This window comes from Zobellia barbeyronii (assembly GCF_018603515.1).
Classification (GTDB): Bacteria; Bacteroidota; Bacteroidia; order Flavobacteriales; family Flavobacteriaceae; genus Zobellia; species Zobellia barbeyronii.
In genome coordinates, this window is sequence record NZ_JACATN010000001.1 from 497750 (window position 1) to 520003 (window position 22254).

The following is a 22254-nucleotide window of genomic DNA, read 5'->3' on the forward strand; positions in this document are numbered from 1 at the left end:
TTTCAAAAAATTATCGGGACAAAAGTTTAGCCGTTCGCTCAATTGCCTTTTTATTCTTTTTATCTATCCATTTCTGACCTTGTAATTTTCGCATTAATATATCAAAATTACGCATTATGAAAACATTATAGACACCCTCCGCAAAATTTATAGGATTCTTTGGCCACGACCTTAAACTCATTGAAAAACCAGGAGTTTTATACTCCATATAATGCCAATATCCTTCAGGCATATAAAGAACTTCACCATGATTAAGCTCTGTTTTAAAACCATTGGCTTTTTTCAATGCAGGCCATTTCCCATAATCCGGATTCGTAAAATCTATGCTCTCGTGCGTTATAAGTGAATGGGGTACTTTGTAAAGATGCTTGGTTTCGGAAGGAGCAAATAGAATACACTCCTTTTTTCCCTCAAAATGAAAATGAAAGATATTGGACATATCTATATCATAATGCATAAAAGTATAGGAATCGGTTCCACCAAAAAAGAGCATGGGAAGTTTCTTTTTTAGCCTTAATCCAAAATCAGGAAAATTATAATCTTTCTGAAGCTGAGGAACTTCTTTTAGCACATTCCAAAGAAAAATACGGTATTTGGTAGGCTTAGCCTTTAGAAGGTCTACATACTCGGACATCTTCATTTTAGCATGAGGCTCATTAAAACCATCTTCATGATTAACGGGCCGATCATCATAAAGCGGAACCTCCTTATCACCAGCAACCTCCTTAATATAATCTAGATTCCATTTTTCAAAAGCGGGCCAATTTTCTATAGCGCGCTCTATCACCACAGGTTTCTGTGGTTTAAAATATTGTTCTAAAAAGTCTTCCTTGGTAATTGTTGATACCCTTGGAATGGCTGCTAGCTTCAATGGAAATAGAATTTCTATTTAGGCAACAAATTTAAATAACCTTAAGTAAAGAATTACTTAAAATTAAATTAATCTACTACTTTGCTTTTTGCCTTAGCCTCTTCGTTACGCTCAATTTTGTGTCCTGGTCGGCTCCATTTTGGCTTCTCGCCTAAAGGTTGCAACTTAGACTCTGAAGCTTCTACCGTTTTAGGCTGAGAAACTTTAGTAAATGCCTTTTGAGGATTCAAACCAAGAAGTTTGAACATCTCCATATCTTCATTTACATCTGGGTTTGGCGTAGTCAATAGCTTATCTCCAGCAAAAATAGAATTGGCACCTGCAAAAAAGCACATAGCCTGTCCTTCTCTACTCATTTCCGTACGGCCGGCAGATAAACGCACTTGCGTTTCTGGCATAACAATACGTGTAGTAGCTACCATACGAATCATATCCCAAATAGAAACAGGATCCATATCTGCCATTGGCGTACCTTCTACCGCAACTAATGAATTTATTGGAACTGACTCTGGCTGCGGATTCAAACTAGCTAAAGCAACTAGCATTCCGGCGCGATCCTCTATTTCCTCGCCCATACCAATAATACCCCCGCTACAAACGGTTACATTACTCTTACGAACGTTATCTATAGTATCTAACCTGTCTTCAAAAGCACGGGTAGAAATAACATCTTTATAGTAATCTTCTGAAGTATCTAAATTGTGATTGTAAGCATACAAACCTGCTTCTGCCAAACGGTGTGCTTGGTTTTCAGTTAGCATACCCAACGTGCAGCAAACTTCCATATCTAGCTTGTTAATGGTTCTCACCATTTCCAACACTTGATCAAACTCTGGACCATCTTTTACATTACGCCATGCAGCGCCCATACAAACTCGTGAACTACCAGAAGCCTTTGCTCTTAGTGCCTGCGCTTTTACATGAGAAACCTTCATAAGGTCGTTACCTTCAATATCTGTATGATAACGTGCCGCTTGTGGACAATAACCACAGTCTTCTGGACAACCACCAGTTTTTATAGAAAGTAAAGTAGAAACCTGAACCGTATTTGGATCGTGATGTTCTCTATGAATAGTAGCTGCATCGTAAAGCAACTCCATTAAAGGTTTGTTGTAAATATCAAGAATTTCTTCTTTCGTCCAGTTATGTCTTGTTTCGCTCATAGTCTTTTTGAAATCTCGGCGTAAAAATAACCTTTCTAAAATTGAAATTCCAAATTAGCCTAGATAATCATGCTTCAGACCATAAAAAAAGCCTGTCGAAATATATCGACAGGCTTCTGTTTTATAAGATGAAAAAAAGAATTATTTCTTATCGCTTTTCTTTTCAGATGTAGTTGACTTTGTCTCTTCTTTAGCAACTTCCTCAGTAACATCTTTACCTTTTAAATATTCAGGCAATTGCATTCCTGCCATATTGAACATTTCCTGTAAAGGCGGAACGGACTTGTACATTCCTGATATAAAATTAGCCGTAGATCCTTTTCCGTCAGCCGTCTTGGCTCCAGAATCCCAAACGGTTACTTTATCAATTTTGATATTCTTAATCGCTTCAGCTTGTGTTTTTACCAATTCTGGAAGTTTATCAGCTACCAATAAAAGAACAGCATCTTTAGGACTATTTCCTGCAGCTTTAACAATTTCATCAAAACCTTGCGCCTGCTTGGTCAATATTTCAAATAAACCTTGTGCCTCGGCTTGTGCTTTAAAGAGAATTGCATCAGCTTCACCTTTTGCTCTTCTACGAATCATTTCAGCCTCGGCTTCAGCATCAATTTCAACCTTCCTTTTATCAATTTCAGCTGGAACAATTATATCTGCCATTTGCGAACTACGAACACGTTCCGCTCTGGCAACCTCCGCATCTTTTTCAGCAGCATATGATTCTTCTAAAGCTTTTGCCGTTTGTACTTTTTCTGACGCAATTGCCGTTCTTTCTGCCTCTGCCTCTCTTTGACGACGCAACGAATCTGAATTGGCCACATTAATCTTTGCAAGATTCTCCCCTTCTACTGCCTGCGCATTGGCGGCCGCTACTTGGGTACGTTCATCTTGGACTGCATTGGCCTCACCAATAGATCCATCTCTAGTTTTCTCTGCAACAGATTTTCTTGCTGCGTTAATAGCATGTGCTGCAGCTTCTTTACCCAAAGCTTCTATATACCCAGATTCATCAACAATATCCGTAATGTTTACGTTGATGAGCTTAAGACCTACTTTTTTCAATTCCGACTCTACACTCTGTGAGATATTGGTCAAGAACTTATCTCTATCCGAATTAATTTCCTCAATATCCATAGAAGCAACTACTAAACGTAATTGACCAAATATAATTTCTTGAGCTAAATCCTGAATTTCATTTTGACCAAGACCCAAAAGACGTTCTGCTGCATTTTGCATAATTCCCGGCTCAGTAGAAACCCCTATTGTAAATCTAGAAGGTACATTCACACGAATGTTCTGTTTACTCAAGGCGTTCACTAAATTAACTTCTATTGAAATAGGAGTTAAATCCAGAAATTGATAATCCTGAATTACGGGCACAATAAAAGCCGCGCCACCGTGAATACATTTTGCGGAATTCCCGCCTCCAACTTTACCGTAAACCACAAGAATACGATCTGAAGGACAACGCTTATACCTTCGTATAAATGCTATTATTATGATAAAAAAGAAAAGAATTGCAAACCCAATTGCAAGCAAAGAGGCGCTTCCCGCCAATTGTAATGGTAATACGAACATGTTGGTTAGTTATTTAAGAGTTGAACAATTAATATTCCGTTTTCAGTAACTTCTTTGACCTTTACTACATCTCCTTGGTGCAAGTCTCTATCTTCTTCTGTAAGCGCTTCAAGTTCACGCAATGTACCTTGTACATTAATACTCACCTTGCCTATATTGGACCTATTAGCGCCTATTGTCAAATACACTTCCCCTACTTGGTTGAGGGCATTTTTAAGCTTCAAGGTTCCACTGCTTTGTAATTTGCTTAAATAGTAGAACAAGGCCGCCATGGCAAACATCATCAACAACCCACATATGACCGAGATTATAACCGTAATGCCTTTTGACAATCCTGCATCTAGGCAAGCAATACCTGACCATCCAAAAATGGTGAAAAAGCCAACAAGATTTTTAAAAGATAAAAATTGAAAGTCAATACCGGTATCCCCATCTATTTCTGTGTCGACGTCCGCGTCTATTTCATCCATCTCCCCTCCAATAAAAGTGAGGAGTAATAAAATAATAAGAATTACGGATGCTATAAGAGCAGTGACCCAGTAGATTTTCTCGAATAATGTCATCATTTCGAACCCTAGTTCCATAAGCTACAAAGTTAGGTTGGCGATTAAAGATAAGAATTATCTTACCTTAAACTAATTCGAAAGAGGACTATAAGTTGTGTGACAATAAAATAGAAACTGCATTACCACCAAATCCCACTGCATTTACCAGTACTCTCTTAAGTTTTCTTGGTGCTAAAGAATCTGCAACAAATGGTACTTTTATCACCTGTTGGTGTTGCAACATCAAGACCGCCAATTCTATGCTTAACGCTCCCGAAGCTCCAAAAGTATGCCCTACTTTCCATTTATTTGTAGTCAAAAAGGGCAGTTTGTTACAAAATACTTTTTCAATTGCCTTATATTCAGATATATCACCCTTAATTGTTCCAGGTGCGTGCATTACAATAGCATCTATCTCATCAGGATTTATTTCTCCCAACGCCATTTTCATCGAACTTTGAAAACACTCCGCATCTGTAGAAATAGAAATATTATGGCGTAAGGGTTCTGTAGCATAACCTACACCTTCAATAATAGCCAACGTTTTTTCATTTACACCTTTTTCTAAACATATTACAGAAGCACCTTCTCCAAGAATCATGGTACTTTTTTCCTTTTCAAAATCTAAAGCACGACTAGGATATCCAGCATTACCTTCAGAAGCATTCTCCGTTTTATATTGAGAATATATTTTGAGCGCCTTCATCTGCGCAATAGTAAAGGGTGTTAAGGGCGCTTCACTACCGCCTACCAAAAACTTATCTGCCATTCCACTTCTTAGCCACGCCACTCCATTTAAAACTGCGTGTAGCGCTGTAGAACAGGTAATAGAATGTGATATCTCCGGTCCTTTTGTTTTTAAATCGTGAGCTACCCAAGATGAGATATTTCCCAACGTAGTGGTGGGTGATGAAAGTGTTGCCGTTCGGTTATTTTCAAGAAACTCTTTATGATATTTTTCAAAAAGTGCCGTGGCACCACGAGACGATCCAATATTAACTCCAAAGTCATCACCTTCTTTCCAACCTGCTTTAGCTATTGCGTCCCTTGATGCATAAAGCGCAAACAAGACCGAATCATCAAGACTTTTATATTTATTATCTGAATTCCTAAGTTCTTCTATTTCTTGTTTTGAATCTTTGGACAACGAGGCAGCCCATTCAGTAGATTCACCAAAAGCTTTCTGTTCAAAAAAGTGATTGTCTTGGAGGTAGCTTGCCCAAGTCTCCTCAGATGTTTTTCCTAAAGGAGAAATTGAGCCTATTGCGGTAATGGATATTTGTTCTTTCAAGCGGAAAATTTAAATACTGTTCAGTAGATCTTCTATGGTAGTATATATTTTCTGCAACTGCTCATCTGTAATGACGTATGGCGCAGAAATATAGATTGTACTACCCAAAGGCCGCAAAAATACCCCATTATTCATGAAATGCTTGAAAATTTGGTCGCGTAAATTACCATACCGTTCCATTTTCACATTAAGGTCTAACGCGTAAATAATTCCGCATTGCCGCGTACGGGCCACTTTTTCATGATTCTTTATTCTGGAATCGAATTCTTGATGCGAGGAAATTATTCTTTCTATACTATCTTGAATCTCTTCTGATTGCAATAACTCCAACCCAGCTAAAGCAGCAGTACAGGCTAAAGGGTTTCCTGTATACGTATGACCGTGAAACAGTCCTTTTGCTAAATCATCACTATAAAACGCATTATAAACCTCTTCCGAGCAACTCGTGATAGCCATAGGAATTAAACCTGCCGTCAATGCCTTAGACATGCAAATGATATCAGGTTTAGTATCTATATAGTCTGAAGCAAAAGGTTTCCCAGTTTTACCAAAACCAGTCATGACCTCATCAGCAATGGTCAGTACACCATGCCTTTTCAATAGTTTTAAAATGCGGTTAAGGTTTTCAGCCTTGTGCATTTTCATTGCCGCAGCACCTTGTACCAAAGGCTCATAAATAAATCCCGCAATATGATTCTGTTGTAACCTAATTTCTAAATCTGAAAGAATCTCTTCTATATTTTCATCAGTAGGCACATCTATTCGCTCTACATCAATAAAAAACTCTTCAAAAGGTCCATTATAGACAGATAGCCCTGAAACGGACATAGCTCCAAAAGTATCCCCATGAAAACCTTCTTCAAAAGCAAGCATCGTTTTGCGCTTTCTACCTTGGTTAAAATGATACTGCAAAGCCATTTTTATACCGATTTCCGTTGCGGTAGAACCGTTATCGGAAAAGAATAATTTTTCTTGATTCTCAGGTAATAGCTTAATGAGTTCTTCGGAAAGTTTTACGGCTGGTTCATGGGTAAAACCACTGAACACCACTTGATCTAGTTTTTGCATTTGCGCATAAACCTTATCCGTAATATACTCGTTACAATGGCCATAAGCACTTGTATACCAAGATGCGATACCGTCTATATATTCTTTTCCATTTTCGTCATACAAAACAGCACCTTTCGCCTTAACAATTCCCAACATTTCAGGATGCAATTTATGCTGTGTTAACGGGTGCCAAAGATGTTTCTTATCTCTAACAGATAAACTTTCAGTTACTAAAGTTTCTGACGCGTTTGCCTTCTTCATAATGCAAAGATGAGGAATTAAAACTTTTTTTTTGAAGTATTTTGATGCCGGATTTTCACAACCTACCAACAAAACTTAGAAGGTCGCAAACAACCATACCGGTTTACAGTACGTGAAATGAATTGACCTTAGTAAGACTTAATTAATTATACCTGAAGCGTTTTTAAAATTGGAGCAAATTTATCAGCATATTTCTTGATCACGGCCTTGTCAAAAACAAGCTCTTCATCAATACGACCGATTAACGATACACCCGTTTTATGAAGAATAATATTTTCAGTCTCCGGATTTTCCTTACCGCTAAACAATACTGAAACATCGTAACCCTTCTGTTGCAACCAACCAATGGTTAGAAGAGTATGATTTATACTACCCAAGTAATGTCTTGACACCACTATAACATGGTAGGTTGGCATAATGATATCCAAAACGGTATCATTTTCATTCAGGGGCACCAAAATACCGCCTGCACCTTCAATCACTAAAGAATTATCAGTTTTAGGCTCCACTATTTCTAGTCGGTCCATTTTAACCCCATCTCTTTCTGCAGCGGCATGCGGACTCATAGGAGTCTTCAACTCGTAGCGACTTTTATGGATAACCGTTTTATCATTTGAAATTAGCGACCTTACTTTGTCACTATCCGTGTTATCCAAATCACCGGCTTGAACGGGCTTCCAATAATCAGCCTCAAGAGCTTCCGTTATTATGGCCGAAGCGATAGTTTTCCCTACTTCGGTCGATATTCCTGTCACAAAAATTTGCTGCATGCTATTGAGGTTTTGTTATCATGTTACAATGTAGGCATTTGTATTTTTTTTCCTCAAAAAAAGGAAAAAGTTTATATAAAATTCCTTTTCTGTTATAATACACCTCCGATTTTTGCATTTTACAATTGGGACAGACAATCAATTTACCATTATCATCTAAGGCGTAAGCCCTAATTTCATTATATATCTCAGTAGCCTTTTCCTTATCTTCTGTATATACCTGTACTTTTACCCCACCTATTGCGTTGCTTATCATAGGGTCAGAATTCAAAGTAAACTCATCTTTAAGAAAAACAGGAATGCCTTCAGACTCTAATTTGCCTTTCAGTATTTGAACATCAGAAGGGTATTCAAAAGATGCTATCGTGTAGAATTTCTCTTTCATATTATATTGCGCTACTCACTATATCTAGCAAATTATCCATCTCTTTTACAGTATTGAAACTATGCAAGCAAATCCGCAATCGTTCCTGACCTTCTGGAACGGTAGGCGAAAGAATTGGGCGAACATCAAAACCTTTTTCCTGAACAACCTTTGCCATCTCACGCACGCTGTCATTACCCGAAACCAAACAACAGTGAATAGCAGAATTACTAGAAATGAATTGGGTTTGTAATCCTAAGTCTAACAATTTATTGTTGAAATAAGAAATGTTATGTTTCAGCTCTTCCACTTCATTTACCTGATTTTTTAGATAATTATAAGTCGATAAAACAGAAGCTACGGAATGCGGCGGAAGCCCTGTTGTATAGATAAAACTTCGTGCAAAATTTATTAAATAAGATATTAAATCTTCGTTACCAAGAATTGCTGCACCATGGCAACCAATACCTTTACCAAAAGTAGTCAGACGAGCAAACACCTTATCTTGTAAATCCAATTCTTGGACCACTCCCTGCCCGTGCTCTCCATAAACACCTATGGCATGAGCTTCATCTACCACTAAATGGCAATTATAAGTTTCGCTTATTTTAGCAAACCCTTTTAGATCAGGAGTATCCCCATCCATGGAAAAAACAGATTCCGTGACTACATAAATTTGTGCATCAGTCAAGTTTCGACTTCGCTCAACCTGACATTTAGCAAGTAGATCTTCCAGATTGTTATGTTTAAACTTGTAACTTTTAGCATTACCCATTCGTATACCATCACGAATACTAGCATGAATATACTCATCAAACAAAACAATATCACCTCTTTGAGGCACCGAGCTAAAAAAACCAATATTAGCATCGTAACCCGAGTTAAAAACCAAAGCAGCTTCCGTTTGATGAAATTTGCAAAGAGTAGTTTCTAACGTTTGATAAAGTGGGTGATTTCCCGAAAGCAATCGCGAGCCCGTTGCACCATTTTGCAAAGTATTATGCGCTTCTAAGAGATGTGGCACTTGTCCTAAAATACTTTGGTTACGTGAAAACCCTAAATAATCATTTGATGAAAAATCTACTATATTATTAGGAGTAGGCAAGCTTCGCAATGCGTTAGCATTAGTTCTATCACTTAGCTTTTGCGCTAATTTATTGGGCAATTCAACCATAACCCAAATGTAGCATCTTTGAGTGAGATACTATGTATTCACTTTAAAGTTCAGGCAAGACTATTCTTGTTCTAACACCGTAAACTCTAATACAGCTTTAGTTTCATCAGTAAACCTGTGTTCTATATCTAGGTTTATCTTTCCATTCGTGTAATAGTCATATTGATTTCTAAAATAAACATTAGAAAAATCAAGTTTAAAATCCCCGCTTTCCGCCAAAACAACCCCCACTTTTGATTCGTATGCATCCTTTGCTTCGTTCAATTGGGCAACAACACCATAATTATTGTAGTAATAGTAGTCTGAAATATCTGCCCCTGTAGTAATTAGGTATTCTGAATCTATATAAACGGTTCCATACGAGTTTGAAAATTCAGAATATTTCTGCAAATCAAATCCATAACCAAATTCTTCATCTTTTGTGGTTTCATAAACATCCAACAGCTCATTATATCCGTCCTCCTTTAAATATCTACTGAAGTTTTGGGTAAAGAAAAGGGTATCTCCCACCATATAATTAACCTGATTATCTATGTTAAATGCATCAGTTGTAGTTACCCTTATATCACCTGATGAATAGCTATCGTCATCGGAAAAACAACCAATCAACAAAAAACTCAACAGTAAAAAACATATGTGTTTTGTACCCATAACCACAACTTTTAAAATCTATATCCTACTTTTATTCCGGTCCGGACCAGAGCTCCGTTCAGAAGAAAAAAATCTACATTAAAATTAGTTCGTATTCCCAATTGCGCCTCTAATACCATCTTCTTTTTCAATAAAAGAAATCTGTATCCATACCCAGCCCCAAGACCTCCAACGGTATATGTTTTGGTACCAATAGAATAAACACCATATCCTTCTTCATTGACATTTCGTAAATATCCGCCAGATTCATCAACTTCAGCAATGGAACCAAAAAATTCAAAAAAATGGCTCTTCTTTTGAGCTCCGTTTAAATAAAACCGCACAAAGGGTGTTATCTCATAGTTTGTAATACGGTCGTAATAGCCAGAAGAATCAGTACTAAAATCCGAAAACCCCTCTCCATAGATTGCTCCAGACAAACCTATCGCCCATTTATTGACTACAGTACGCTCATAATTCAAATCAAAACTCTGAAAAAGTGGCAACAGAAGATTGGTAGAAACCTGATTTTTGTATTTAGGAATATTCTCTTTTTCTTGCGCCAAACTAGATGTAACCATACCTAGTGCACATAGCAAAATACAGTATTCTTTTTTCATATTATTTAGAAGATACTTTATATTCCAAAAGGTTGCTTTTAAAACATTAGTAATGCGAATCTTACATTTTTAATAGTAAAAATCAAATGTAGCGAATACCCCCTATAAATGGTATATTAGTCACATTAAATTTACATTAATGAAATTCTACTTTTCCTTCTTTCTTTGTATCACCATGAGCATACTTTTTGCCCAAACCAACAACTACGAAATTTCTTTTGAGAATGCTGTTCATCACGAAACGGTAGTAAAAGGAACCTTCCCAGAACTAGAAATAGATACGGTTACTTTTAGAATGAGCCGATCTTCTCCCGGACGATATGCACTTCATGAATTTGCTAAAAACGTTTATAGTTTTAAAGCTACGGATAGCAAAGGGAATATTCTAGAGGTTCTACGTCCCGATCCTTATTCATGGAATGTAATAGGCCATGATGGCACTATTAAAATAAGTTACACTTTGTTCGCCAACCGAGGCGGCGGGACCTATTCTCAAGTAGATGAAACCCATGCACATTTAAATATACCTGCGACATTTATGTACGCTCCAACTTTAAAAGACCGCGAAATAGCAGTGGATTTTAAAATTCGAGAAGATTTAGGCTGGAAAGTCGCTACACAACTACCCCTAGTTTCGGGCACTACATATTCAGCGCCAAACCTCTATTATTTTATGGATAGCCCAACGGAAATAAGCAATCATTCCGTTCGTGAATTTCAGGTTGATAATCATGGGAAAACACAAACCATACGTTTTGTATTGCACCATAATGGCACAGAAGAAGAACTAGATTCCTATTTTGAGAACGTTAAGAAAACCGTTCTTGCCGAGAAAGAGGTTTATGGGGAACTACCAGATTTTGATTACGGCACCTACACTTTTCTAGCCTGTTACATACCTAATGCTTCAGGAGATGGAATGGAACACCGCAACTCTACTATTCTTACCAGTACACGTAGTCTCGCTAATGGCGGCATGGAAGGTAATATTGGTACGGTTTCACATGAATTTTTTCATGCCTGGAACGTAGAACGTATCCGGCCAAAATCTTTGGAACCTTTTAATTTTGAGGAAACTAATATGAGTGGAGCTCTATGGTTTGCCGAAGGTTTTACCAGTTATTACACCAACCTTATTCTTTGCAGGGCAGGAATCATCTCGACCGAAAAATATGTAGAAGGTATTTCGGGCACTTTTAATTATGTCTGGAACTCGCCTGCCCGTCAATTTTTTAACCCGATTGAAATGAGCTACCAAGCTCCTTTTGTAGATGCAGCTACTTCGGTAGATCCGGTAAATAGAGAGAATACATTTATTTCTTACTATTCTTATGGAAGTGTGCTTGGTTTAGCACTAGACCTTTCACTCCGCGAAGAAAAACTAAACCTTGACGATTTTATGAAACTCGTATGGAGACAGTATGGCAAAACGGAAAAACCGTATGTAATAGAAAACCTTCAGCAAGTACTAGCCGAATATGCTGGAAACGACTTTGCCAATACTTTCTTCAACAAATACATTTATAAAAGTGAGATGCCAGATTACAGTGCTCTTTTAAATTCTGTTGGAGTCATATTAAAACAGGATTCGGAAGTACCTTATTTTGGGGCAGCCGTATCACTAGATGGTGATGGTCATGGTGAAATCCAATCCAATCCGAAAATAGGTACACCGGCTTATGATGCCGGACTAGACAAAGGTGATGTCATTACCGATATTAATGGTAGCGGATTCCCAGACGGACAACAATTCAGTGCCTATATAGAAAAGCTAAAAGTTGGCGATACACTGAAAATTACTTTTGAACGCTTTGGGGCTGAAAAGAAAACCACGTTGCTTTTAAAAGCAAATCCTGATTATAGCTTGTTGTTAATGGAAAAAGAAGGTGATAAACCATCAAAAAAACAATTACGTAAAAGAGCCGATTGGCTTAAAACCCTAGCTCCCTAATGATATGGTACACCTCAGCGTCAACGGATGATGAACTAAAGCAAATTCTTTCTCTTCAGCAAAGAAACTTGCCCTCTATAGTCTCTTTGCAAGAAAAGGAAAAAGAAGGTTTTGTAACTGTGGAGCATACTTTTGAAATTTTAAAAGCAATGAACGAAGCTTGTCCGCATATCATTGCTAAATCTAACAATATTGTTGTTGGCTATGCTCTCTGCATGCATCCAAAATTTGCTAATGAAATTGAGGTTTTAAAACCCATGTTTAACGAAGTTGATTCCACAACTCCAAAAAAGGAAAATTATCTGGTTATGGGCCAAATCTGTATTGACAAAACTTTTCGTAAACAGGGAATTTTCAGAAAATTGTATGAAACGATGCAGGCAGCAACACGAGAAAATTTCACCTGTATTATCACTGAAATTGATTCAACGAACGCCCGTTCACTTCAAGCACATTATGCCATAGGTTTTAAGGAGCTAAAAACTTATCAAGCTGGTGAGCAGGAATGGAAAATTGTTGTTTTTTAGTACGTTTTTCTGTTTATTGTTAAAAATCTTTAAATTTTAACATCTTCAACTTAAACTCCGACCGGAGCCAACACCCATAGGATTTCAAGGTTATTTTTCTCTTCCTAAAACCTATAGTTTTTTACAAGATCCTTTCTACCTACTTGCGGTTCATCGAAAATATTGTAGTAATTTTCCTTGTTTAACTTACATTTAACATTTTTAGAACACAAATCATTGTATCGACTACTAGTTCCCTTACTTATGTGTTGTACGCTTGGCTTTTCGCAAAGTATCAACTTTGACCAATTGGGCAAAGAGAAATGGCTACGCTATAACGGCGGTGTTGCTGCAAATGCTGTATATTACGACGGTACTGCAAACCGGCAAGCACTTACCTACTATCTTACGGGTAGTTTAAATTTTAACATTGCCGGTGTTTACAACATCCCCCTATCGTTCACTTATTCCAACCAAGAGTTCGATTTTCCAAATCCGTTTAATTTTAACAGACTCAGTCTTCACCCTTCTTACAAATGGGCAACTGCTCATTTAGGAGATGTAAGCATGACCTTTTCGCCTTACACGCTGGCAGGACATCAATTTAGCGGAGCGGGATTTGATTTGAATCCCGAAGGAAAATTTCAAATAAGTGGAATGTACGGTCGCTTTTTAAAGGCTACCGAATACAACGAAGAACAGCCTCAAGCCCTCACCGCCTACAAGCGTATGGGTTACGGAGTAAAAACTGCCTATGATTTTGATTTCATGAAATTGGGTGTAATTCTTTTCAAAGCAAACGATGAAGAAAATTCGCTGGAAAACCCCTTTCCACTGGAGCTAGGAATTTCTCCAAAAGATAACGCGGTACTATCTTTTGAATCAGAATTTCGGATATTTGAAAAAGCTAGTATTCACGTAGAATACGCTATTTCTGGAGTTACGGAAGACACACGCCTAACCGAAGATGTTGCTTCCGCCGGCCTTTTATCTTTCCTCATAAAAGAAAATATAAGTACTCAGTATTACAATGCCCTAAATGCTTCTTTTGATTACCCAGCGGGTAACGGAACATTAGGTGTAGGTTATGAACGTATAGACCCAGATTACAAAACTTTGGGTGCCTACTATTTCAATAATGATTTAGAGAATATTACAGTTAACGCCAGCCAGTCCATTTTTGAAAATAAACTGAACTTGAGTGTAAATGCCGGTTTACAGCGCGATAATCTAGACAAGGCAAAATCATCCAACCAACAACGTATTGTAAGTTCGGTCAATGCTAATTATACCGCTTCTGACCGTCTAGGTTTTAATGCGTCCTATTCCAACTTTCAATCTTACACCAATATTCGTGATCAATTTGACTACATCAACCAAGTAGGTGCCTATGACAATGTAGACACCCTCAACTACCGTCAAATTTCTCAAAATGCCAATTTGGGTGTTAATTTCTTGCTTAAAAAAACTGAAACCAAACAACACAGTACCAATCTTAACTTGGTCTATCAAAACAGTACCAACGAACAAGAAGGAGAAACCATAGAAGGAGGTGAAAATTCATTCTATAACGGAATGGCGGGCTATACCTTGGGATATCCTAAGCAAGCCCTGAACATTTCTTTGGCAGGTAACGTTTCATATAACACCGTTGCCGAAGACAATAATATGACCCTAGGCCCCACACTGTCCATTGGGAAGCAATTTTTTGACAAGCAGCTACGCACTAGTTTTTCCAGTTCGTATAATACGGCCTTTACCAACGGAGAGCAACAGAACAATGTTTACAATTTCAGGTTGGGCAGTAACTATACGCTGTATAAGAAACACAACCTAAACATGAATTTCTTGATGCTTTTTAGAAATTCCGACCTGAACACTAGTCGGGACCTTACTATTACATTCGGGTACAGTTACGCGTTTGATAATTTTAAAATCAATTTTGAGCGCGGAAGACGCGCCATCAATGAACGCGAACCACGTAACAGAGAAAATACACTTAGCTTCAGATACCGAAATGTATCCTACAACGGCACCATTACCGAACTAAACGAACAGCTAACCAATGTATCTGGAAGCTCTCAATTTGAAGATATCCCACAGTTTAAAAAGGACGAGTTAAAAATTCTTTTAGCCATAGTTAAAGAGCAAAAACGCGAAGAAAAGTATAAAGAAAATGCGCTCGTTTTTCTAAAGGAACTTTATGCTTATGGTGATTTTCAAGCGATTTATGATGATGCCCTTTACAACATCATAATGTCTATAAAAGATGATATGACCAAAATAGACATGGCTCTAGAAAAGTTATTTGTAGTCAAAAAACTGGAAGCCGACAAACACCACTTAAACGGAAAAGCAATTGAAGATTACTCGGATAGGGATAAAGCCTTAGCAGTAAAATATAAAGCCTTGATAAAAGAACGGGGAACCCGTTTAGAAAAACTAGTAGGCCACCGATGGATGGAGACGCAATTTGCTGAATACACTACAAAAGAAGACGTCGTTAACCCAAGTGGGTTCCTAAAAGAATTTAAAGAAGCCAATGCCCTTAAAGGTTTTGAGATTTTCGAAAAATCGGAAGGTAATGTACAGAAATTGGAATACTTCCTTGAAAATGAAATTATAGATTTCTACTATAAAAAATCATTGAACTTGGTGAATCCTGACTTGTTTGAGCTAAAGTATATTAATAAGCAGTAGTTAGTAGTTAGTAGTTAGTAGTTAGTAGTTAGTAGTTAGTAGTTAGTAGTTAGTGAAAATTAAAAAAATGCGCAGTGAATGTTAAATAGAGCGGTAAAACATATGAAGAATAGCATGTTACGATTGCAGCATTTTACAAAAGAGCTGGTAAGCGACTATGGGCAATTGCAAACTGCAAACTTTACACTACTTACTCTTTTAATTCGTCCACTACTTCTATTAGTATTACTACTCAATTTTTTCTCTGCAAGCGCTCAATCATTCCCTGTTCAAGTAATTCCGCAGGCGACGCCTCCTTCACCCATCTATTTTTCAGACTATGCAGATGCCAGTACCATAAGCAGTCCGTTGCGAGTGCAAATTATCTTGAATGATTTTGAGGTTGCCAACCGTGAGATTAGACTCCGTACGTATTTTTCAGGTGGGGGTATTAATTTTCAGAGTAATGATTTAGTTGTAGGTGCAGAGCAACTCTTTTTAGAAGGCGGCGTTCCATTGGTACTCACCAATGTTCAGCTGGCCCCATATTTCAGGTTTGAAAATATTACAGGCATTTCACCCAACGTATATGGCAAAGCTATTCCTGAAGGTGCCTATACGTTTTGTTTTGAAGTGTATGATGTTCTTACCGGCAACCGCTTGTCACAAAGAAGTTGCGCTACCAGTGTTGTTTTTCAAAACGACCCTCCTTTTCTCGTCTCTCCAAGAAACAAGGATAATATAGCAGAAACAAATCCGCAGAATATTGTCTTCCAATGGACCCCACGGCATATAAACGTCAGTAACGTAGAATACGAATTAAGTATTGTGGAAATTTGGGATACCCAAGTAGACCCACAACAGGCATTTCTAAGTTCCCCACCCGTTTTTTCAACCACCACTTCTGCAACTACTTACGTATATGGACCGGCAGACCCACTTTTCCTATCGGGTAAAAATTACGCGTGGCGTATTCAGGCGAAAGCCAAACAAGGTATTGAAGAAATAGGCCTATTCGAAAACCAAGGGTATAGTGAAATCTATTCGTTCAGTTATGCCACTAGTTGTGATTTGCCTATTGGTATTAGCCATGAAGTAAAGGGAAGTACCAATACCAATATTTTTTGGGATGATTTCTCTACGGATATCCCAGAATATACCTTAAGATACAGACAGAAAAATGACCCACTGAGCGAAGCCGAAGGGGGGAGTGAGTGGTTCCCAGCCAAAACAACAACCAACGAATTGACACTTTGGGACCTCAAACCCGGCACCACCTACGAATACCAGCTTAGTAAAAAATGTGCAATTACCCAGAGTGATTGGAGCCTTCTAAAAGAATTTACCACCACTTTAGAGTTTGAAGAAGAAAGCGTATTAGACTGTGGCGTGTCTCCTGATATTAACCTAACTAATATGGAGCCTTTGGCCAATATTGGGACTGGCGCCACTTTCAAAGCAGGAGATTTTCCTGTGAAAATAATGGAAGTTAGCGGTGGTAATGGCCGTTTTACAGGTAAGGGGTACGTAACCTTGCCTTATTTGAAAAACATTAAAGTTGCCGTTGAGTTTACTAATATATTGATCAATACGGATCAAGAAATGGCTGAAGGTTCAGTGCGAACTGCTTATGATGCTTCTTGGGGAAATATATTAGATACTGCAGATGTAGCAGACCAACTAGATGATTTAGGTGATGTATTTTCTGGGGGAGATAATATAGATTACGATGTAGATTTTGTAATCACATCTGTTGAAAACATTAAAATTGAAGATGGTAAAATTCAAATTACAGGTCCAAACGGAGAAACCAAGACCTTAGACCATGATGACGGCGATACCTATCAAATAACAGATGGTAGCGGCAACACCTACAATATTGATGAAGATGAAAAAATCACCAAAGGTGCAGAAGCTGCAGAAGGTGGGCAAGTTACTTCACAGAATACAGATGGAATTTCAGGCGGAAGCGGCACTGCGGATGCCCCCTCAGTAGATGAAATCACAGCGAATGGCGTAACAGTAACTTTCAAAAAATCTTCTGCTAACAAATATGACCTTGATAGTGCAGATAATGATTTTGAACGTGCGAGATACCCAAAAGCACAAACTGCAAATGGCACAGACTATTACCCAATTCATAAAGCTGTTGTTGATGGGCAAACCGAGGAATTTCTAGCAGAAATTTCTATCTCAAATGCTAACATCACAATTGATGATCTGATATTCAAGACCGTTGCAGGCACTAAAATAGACACGCGTAAAGATGGCGCCTCTAATATCATTATTAGTCTTAAAGGAGTAAACAGCTATAGAAGCGAAGAAGCCATTGTTACCTATAAAGATGAAGATGGCAAATACAAAATAGCAGCTAGTTTCTTTATTCACCATATCAAGCAACAAGAGTTAGTGAAGGTGGTGGTAGTATCAGTTAATGGTACTGCACCATTGGCTAATTTAGAGCAAGAACTAAATTCCATTTACGGAAAAGCTGGCGGAAGATTTAAAGTATCATCGGGTGCTTTAAGTCTTGTTTCTTCTGATTGGGATGACAACGATAATGGCGTGTTAGATTATGACGGTAGTGGATTATTATCTGATTACCCGCAAGAACTAAAAAATATTCAACAAAAATATAAGCAAGATAATGCTGGTTGGGATGCTACCGCCTACCATCTTTTCTTATTGCCTGATAATATGTCATTGACGAAACCATTAAGTGGTTTTATGCCAAAGACAAGGCAATGGGGATATATTTTCAATGCGCATACTGATGATGCTTTGGAAAACAAATCGTCTCAAAATCTAGTCGCAGCCCATGAATTGGGTCATGGCGTATTTAAACTGCCCCACCCTTTTCAAAATGATGAAAATAAAAGCGGTAGTGGCAGCTACTGGTTAATGGACTATAATAATGGTGACCAATTACCCTACGCGCACTGGGCAGCTATGAGCGATGAGAGTTTGCAATTGTTCTTGTTTCAGGATGAGGAGGATAGTGAGATTGCTGATAGAACATGGTTCACTCCTGATTGGAAGCCTTTTTCAATCCAAAACTCCAGTGTAATCAGATCAAAAACAGGATCCGACAAAGTAAAAGGTACAGTGCCTGGTTTTAGATTAAATAATGGTATTGCATATGACGCAAGATATAAACCAGATGGGAGTTTCGACGGTTATTTCACAGAAGGAAATTCAAACCCTTATGTTATAAAATTGATTACGGACATCAAAAACAACTCAAGTGTTTACCTATTTGAATCTGTTCCGAACGAATGTGCAAATACTTATTTGACCAACTACGTTTATGTAGATGGTAATAGAAATAGTCTCAATTTCTCAAGCACAAATACCAATATCACCCCTGTTAACATTACTACAAATTGCGATAAGGAATTATGTGAAGAAGGGCAAAAATTTTACGACACATACAAGAAATTGATTAAAAACGAAAACCTTTTAGAAGAAGATTCACTGAAAGGTATAGCACAACTAATCTGTTCTACCGATTCTGATACTGTCGATTATGATATTTTAGTTTCACAACTAGATAAAGATGCATATGAAAAAAGGAATAATTTCTGGAACGGACGTGACAGATATCTTTTCGATTTAGCCATTGAAAAGTTTTGGCAGAGAGATGATGCATTTCAATTGTATTTATATGCTTTAAAAACTGTCAACTCCAAAATATCTGAATATAATGAACGATTAGGTGTTAATTTTTCCAAAGAAGACTATTACGCATCTCTATATTACTTAAACGATGAGTTTTTAAAATCTTTAGAATCTGACCAAAAGGTAAAGATTTTAGCTAATATTTTAGAGAAAGATGCTTTTATCACTTCTGGAATGCTTGGAATTGCAAATGATGACGAGTCCCTAATAATTAAAGTTCTTAATTCGGTTAATGAGAACAAATCAGAGGCTAAAGAATTTATGGATGAATTTAGCCATATTGACGAACTTTACCTGCAACTTCAAGGCGGTTTAGACGATAATCTAGACGCTAAAAATTATACCGATTTTATTTTAAAAATTTCAAAACTTTCCAAACTGGCTTATGGTAATGGAGAACAAACAACATTAAATTCCAAAATCCCTGCTATTACTTGGGGTATAGAAAATGTTGAATTTATTCTTAAGTGGGTTAAACCTTTGAATGATTTTAGCTTTTACTATGATAATAACGTTGTAAAAGTATATGGTTTATGCTCAAATTCCTCTGTGGATAACGGAACTGGAGGTGTTGAATCCAGCAGAGAATGTTTAATTGATGGTGTTCCTTTAAATCCTTTTACTGATTTCGTTCAACTCACAATAATTGAAAGTGCAGGCATTTTACCTTCTCCCTGTAATAATGAGGATGCCCAATTTTGCGGAAAAGCCATTATTGTACCTGCTATTTTTCTTGAATATCTTCAGACAAAAACAGAAGGCAAACAATTAGAGAATTTTGGGTTCAATGTGATTACCGTTGCAGGCACAATACTTACTGGAGGAGAAATGGCAGCTGCAAAAGCTGGCTCAGCAGTATGGCTGTGGGCCGCGGCAGACTTAACATACACATTTTCGACACCATTATTGCAGCTGTTTAGAGAAGATGTAGAGCAAAAATACGGTAAGGAGTTTTCTGACCATCTATATAAAGGTTTAGACGCAGTACAGTATATTTTTGTTGCAAAAGGAGCAGCGGATTTATTAAAAGTAAACACTCCAGATATCCCCATAGCTGTGGCCAGTAAGAAAGCTATTGGAGACGACGAATTTTATAGAATACTCGAGGAAAGTATTCGCAGAGATAAACCAAACTTACCTGACAATAGAGTTCAAGAGATTTTGGATGAAGCAAAATCTGCAATGAACAAGATTGAGTCTGAGTTATCTCCTGAAATATTGGATGATGAAATCGCTAAAGCTAAAAAACTATTAGATGATGGATCAACATCCTTCTCCGGTACAGTTACGAAAAGTACAAAATCGCTCATTATTGATGATCTTCCAAATCCTACAGGTCTTTTTCGGCAATTTGCAATAAAAGTTGAGGATCAGGTTAAAAATTTAAGAGCCGCCAATTTCGCAAAAAAAGCAGATAATAGTTTTAACCATTTTATTGACAAATCGGGTAATTATTATATTAAACACAATCCTATTACAGGTGAGCTATTATTAATTGATGTAAAAAATAAAAAATTTATAGCATATGCATTAGACGAGGTTTATGATTCTGAAAATCTTATAAAGAATGCTTCAATAAGTGAATTTGAAAATCTATTATCAAAATGGAAAACTATTAAAGGATTAGATGAAACTGACGAAATCTTATTGAATGGTAAAAGAATAGCCTTACCTAAAGGCCAAATAACTATTGTATTAGGAAAATATCAAATTATAGATAATCCTAATAATTATTTTACAACTCAGGAAGTTTTAAAACAATTAGGACTAAATCATTTAAAATATTGGGAGCTATCAAAAGATTTATTGCCAAGTAGTCAAAGAATTCACATGCTTAATCTTCCTAAAGATATTTTCTATAATGATACTTGGTGGACTTCATACAATAAGCAACTTATAGAGGACATAGCGAAAAACTCATCAAAATACAATGTGATAATCTTAACAGATGTTGTAAAGCCAACTTATTTAAAGGAGTTAGATGAACTTGGAGGTGGGGCTTATAAGTCGGAAATTCTTGAATTAAGTAAGGATTTTGATTTTATAGTTAAAGATGACTTTTGGTCAATAAAAAAGAAATAATTGAAAAAAGAAGACTTAGAAAAATATCATCTATTAAAGAATAAGAAGAAAATGTCTACTAATGAATTCTTCCTATTTAGAAAATTATCTTTTGAAAAAAGAAAGTATGATTTTGAAACTTTGGTCATACCGCATTTTAAAGATTTTGCAAAAAGGCATGGATTTGAATTGACACATATCTTTAAAGAGTTATCTAGAATATTCTTAATAAAAGAAGGCTTAGAAATCTTCTTTGTTGAAGAATATCAACCGAGAAAAAATTACTCCGTAGTTTTTAAATTTTTGATAGATAAAAAAGAGAAAAGGTATAATTTATCAAGTTTGATTACAGGTAAAGAATCTGGTATAAATATGGAACAAAATTGTTTCAACGAACAAGAAATACTTAATGTATTACTCTTCATAACAGAAAATCTATTTGACAATAAGAACCAATCATATGACATAAAAACTATCTATAGTAAATTTCTCAAGCTTAGAATAGATAATAGGTCCGCAATCGAATGATTTTATCTAAAGAAAAGTATTATCAACGAAGATGGTTTTTAGCCATCCTATTTTTATTGTCGGGCATCTGGCTAATTTACATGGCATATGGAATGTTCGGCTACCATAGAGACAAGGAAGAGTTAAGCAAAGGAAATACAGTTCCCTTAAAATTTTTAATTGAAAAAAGTGAAAGCACCAAAAATAGATTTGTAGTGCTCTTTATTGAAAATAAAAAAATAGGATCGGTAATAGAGGAAAGTGAAATAGATAAAATGATAGGGTTAACCGGAAAAAAAAATTTCGCAATTATTGATTCTCCTGTACTAAGAAATGAGTTAAGTGAGATTTCTTTTGAGTACTTGTATTGGAACGATAAATTATATGAGTTGAAAGTAAATGGAAATACCGTTATTGAATATAAAAAAGAAAGTAAATTCTTAGCATACCTCTTCCTTACTATAGGTATATTTTGGACAAGTTTTCAGATTTGGGTAATAGTTACGTTAGCAACGAAAGGGGTGTCAGTTTACGATAAGTCTTTCAAGAAATGAG

17 protein-coding genes are annotated in these 22254 nt (G+C 36.8%); 6 read left to right on the forward strand and 11 right to left on the reverse strand.

Features of this window, described 5'->3' with window-relative positions; translation table 11 throughout:
* Nucleotides 1-10 precede the first annotated feature (10 nt).
* The 11 genes from HW347_RS01985 to HW347_RS02035 all read right to left on the reverse strand — a co-directional run bounded on the left by HW347_RS01985 (nt 11) and on the right by HW347_RS02035 (nt 10317).
* Nucleotides 11-871: a cupin-like domain-containing protein gene (locus HW347_RS01985; protein ID WP_214610281.1), complete on the reverse strand. Its 861-nt coding sequence runs from the start codon at nt 869-871 to the stop codon at nt 11-13.
* A 68-nt stretch (nt 872-939) separates the two neighbouring features.
* Entirely contained in the window at nt 940-2034 is a 1095-nt protein-coding gene (bioB, locus tag HW347_RS01990; RefSeq protein WP_194533426.1) for a biotin synthase BioB, read from the reverse strand.
* Between the two features lie 141 nt (nt 2035-2175).
* Nucleotides 2176-3612, reverse strand: coding sequence for a flotillin family protein (locus HW347_RS01995; RefSeq protein WP_214610282.1), 1437 nt, complete (start codon nt 3610-3612; stop codon nt 2176-2178).
* A gap of 5 nt (nt 3613-3617) precedes the next feature.
* Complete coding sequence (locus HW347_RS02000) at nt 3618-4196, reverse strand: hypothetical protein (protein WP_214610283.1); 579 nt, start codon at nt 4194-4196, stop codon at nt 3618-3620.
* A 67-nt stretch (nt 4197-4263) separates the two neighbouring features.
* Nucleotides 4264-5448, reverse strand: coding sequence for a beta-ketoacyl synthase N-terminal-like domain-containing protein (locus HW347_RS02005; protein ID WP_214610284.1), 1185 nt, complete (start codon nt 5446-5448; stop codon nt 4264-4266).
* Between the two features lie 9 nt (nt 5449-5457).
* Nucleotides 5458-6759 (reverse strand): adenosylmethionine--8-amino-7-oxononanoate transaminase, encoded by a 1302-nt coding sequence (gene bioA, locus HW347_RS02010; RefSeq protein WP_214610285.1) that lies wholly within the window; start codon nt 6757-6759, stop codon nt 5458-5460.
* 146 nt (nt 6760-6905) lie between these two features.
* Nucleotides 6906-7529, reverse strand: coding sequence for a dethiobiotin synthase (bioD, locus tag HW347_RS02015; RefSeq protein ID WP_214610286.1), 624 nt, complete (start codon nt 7527-7529; stop codon nt 6906-6908).
* Between the two features lies 1 nt (nt 7530).
* Nucleotides 7531-7914 (reverse strand): putative signal transducing protein, encoded by a 384-nt coding sequence (locus tag HW347_RS02020; protein ID WP_194533422.1) that lies wholly within the window; start codon nt 7912-7914, stop codon nt 7531-7533.
* A 1-nt stretch (nt 7915) separates the two neighbouring features.
* The gene (locus tag HW347_RS02025) at nt 7916-9067 is read right to left on the reverse strand and encodes an aminotransferase class I/II-fold pyridoxal phosphate-dependent enzyme (protein WP_214610287.1); all 1152 of its coding nucleotides are present in this window, start codon (nt 9065-9067) and stop codon (nt 7916-7918) included.
* Between the two features lie 60 nt (nt 9068-9127).
* Nucleotides 9128-9718 carry a hypothetical protein gene (locus tag HW347_RS02030; RefSeq protein ID WP_214610288.1) on the reverse strand — a complete coding sequence of 197 codons (591 nt, stop codon included), beginning with the start codon at nt 9716-9718 and terminating at the stop codon, nt 9128-9130.
* Nucleotides 9719-9729: 11 nt separating this feature from the next.
* Nucleotides 9730-10317, reverse strand: a complete 588-nt coding sequence (locus tag HW347_RS02035) for a DUF3575 domain-containing protein (RefSeq protein WP_214610289.1) — start codon at nt 10315-10317, stop codon at nt 9730-9732.
* A gap of 139 nt (nt 10318-10456) precedes the next feature.
* Here HW347_RS02035 and HW347_RS02040 point away from each other — a divergent pair, with 139 nt between their 5' ends.
* The 6 genes from HW347_RS02040 (at nt 10457) to HW347_RS02065 (ending at nt 22253) form a co-directional block, all read left to right on the forward strand.
* Nucleotides 10457-12268, forward strand: coding sequence for a M61 family metallopeptidase (locus HW347_RS02040; protein WP_214610290.1), 1812 nt, complete (start codon nt 10457-10459; stop codon nt 12266-12268).
* On the forward strand, nt 12268-12795 hold the full coding sequence (locus HW347_RS02045; protein WP_214610291.1) for a GNAT family N-acetyltransferase: 528 nt from the start codon (nt 12268-12270) through the stop codon (nt 12793-12795). Before HW347_RS02040 ends, HW347_RS02045 begins: the two co-directional genes overlap by 1 nt.
* Nucleotides 12796-13038: 243 nt before the next feature.
* Complete coding sequence (locus tag HW347_RS02050; protein WP_214610292.1) at nt 13039-15474, forward strand: outer membrane beta-barrel family protein; 2436 nt, start codon at nt 13039-13041, stop codon at nt 15472-15474.
* Nucleotides 15475-15576: 102 nt separating this feature from the next.
* Nucleotides 15577-21213: a fibronectin type III domain-containing protein gene (locus HW347_RS02055; RefSeq protein ID WP_214610293.1), complete on the forward strand. Its 5637-nt coding sequence runs from the start codon at nt 15577-15579 to the stop codon at nt 21211-21213.
* Entirely contained in the window at nt 21214-21720 is a 507-nt protein-coding gene (locus tag HW347_RS02060; RefSeq protein ID WP_214610294.1) for a hypothetical protein, read from the forward strand.
* Entirely contained in the window at nt 21717-22253 is a 537-nt protein-coding gene (locus HW347_RS02065; protein ID WP_214610295.1) for a hypothetical protein, read from the forward strand. Before HW347_RS02060 ends, HW347_RS02065 begins: the two co-directional genes overlap by 4 nt.
* Nucleotide 22254 lies beyond the last annotated feature (1 nt).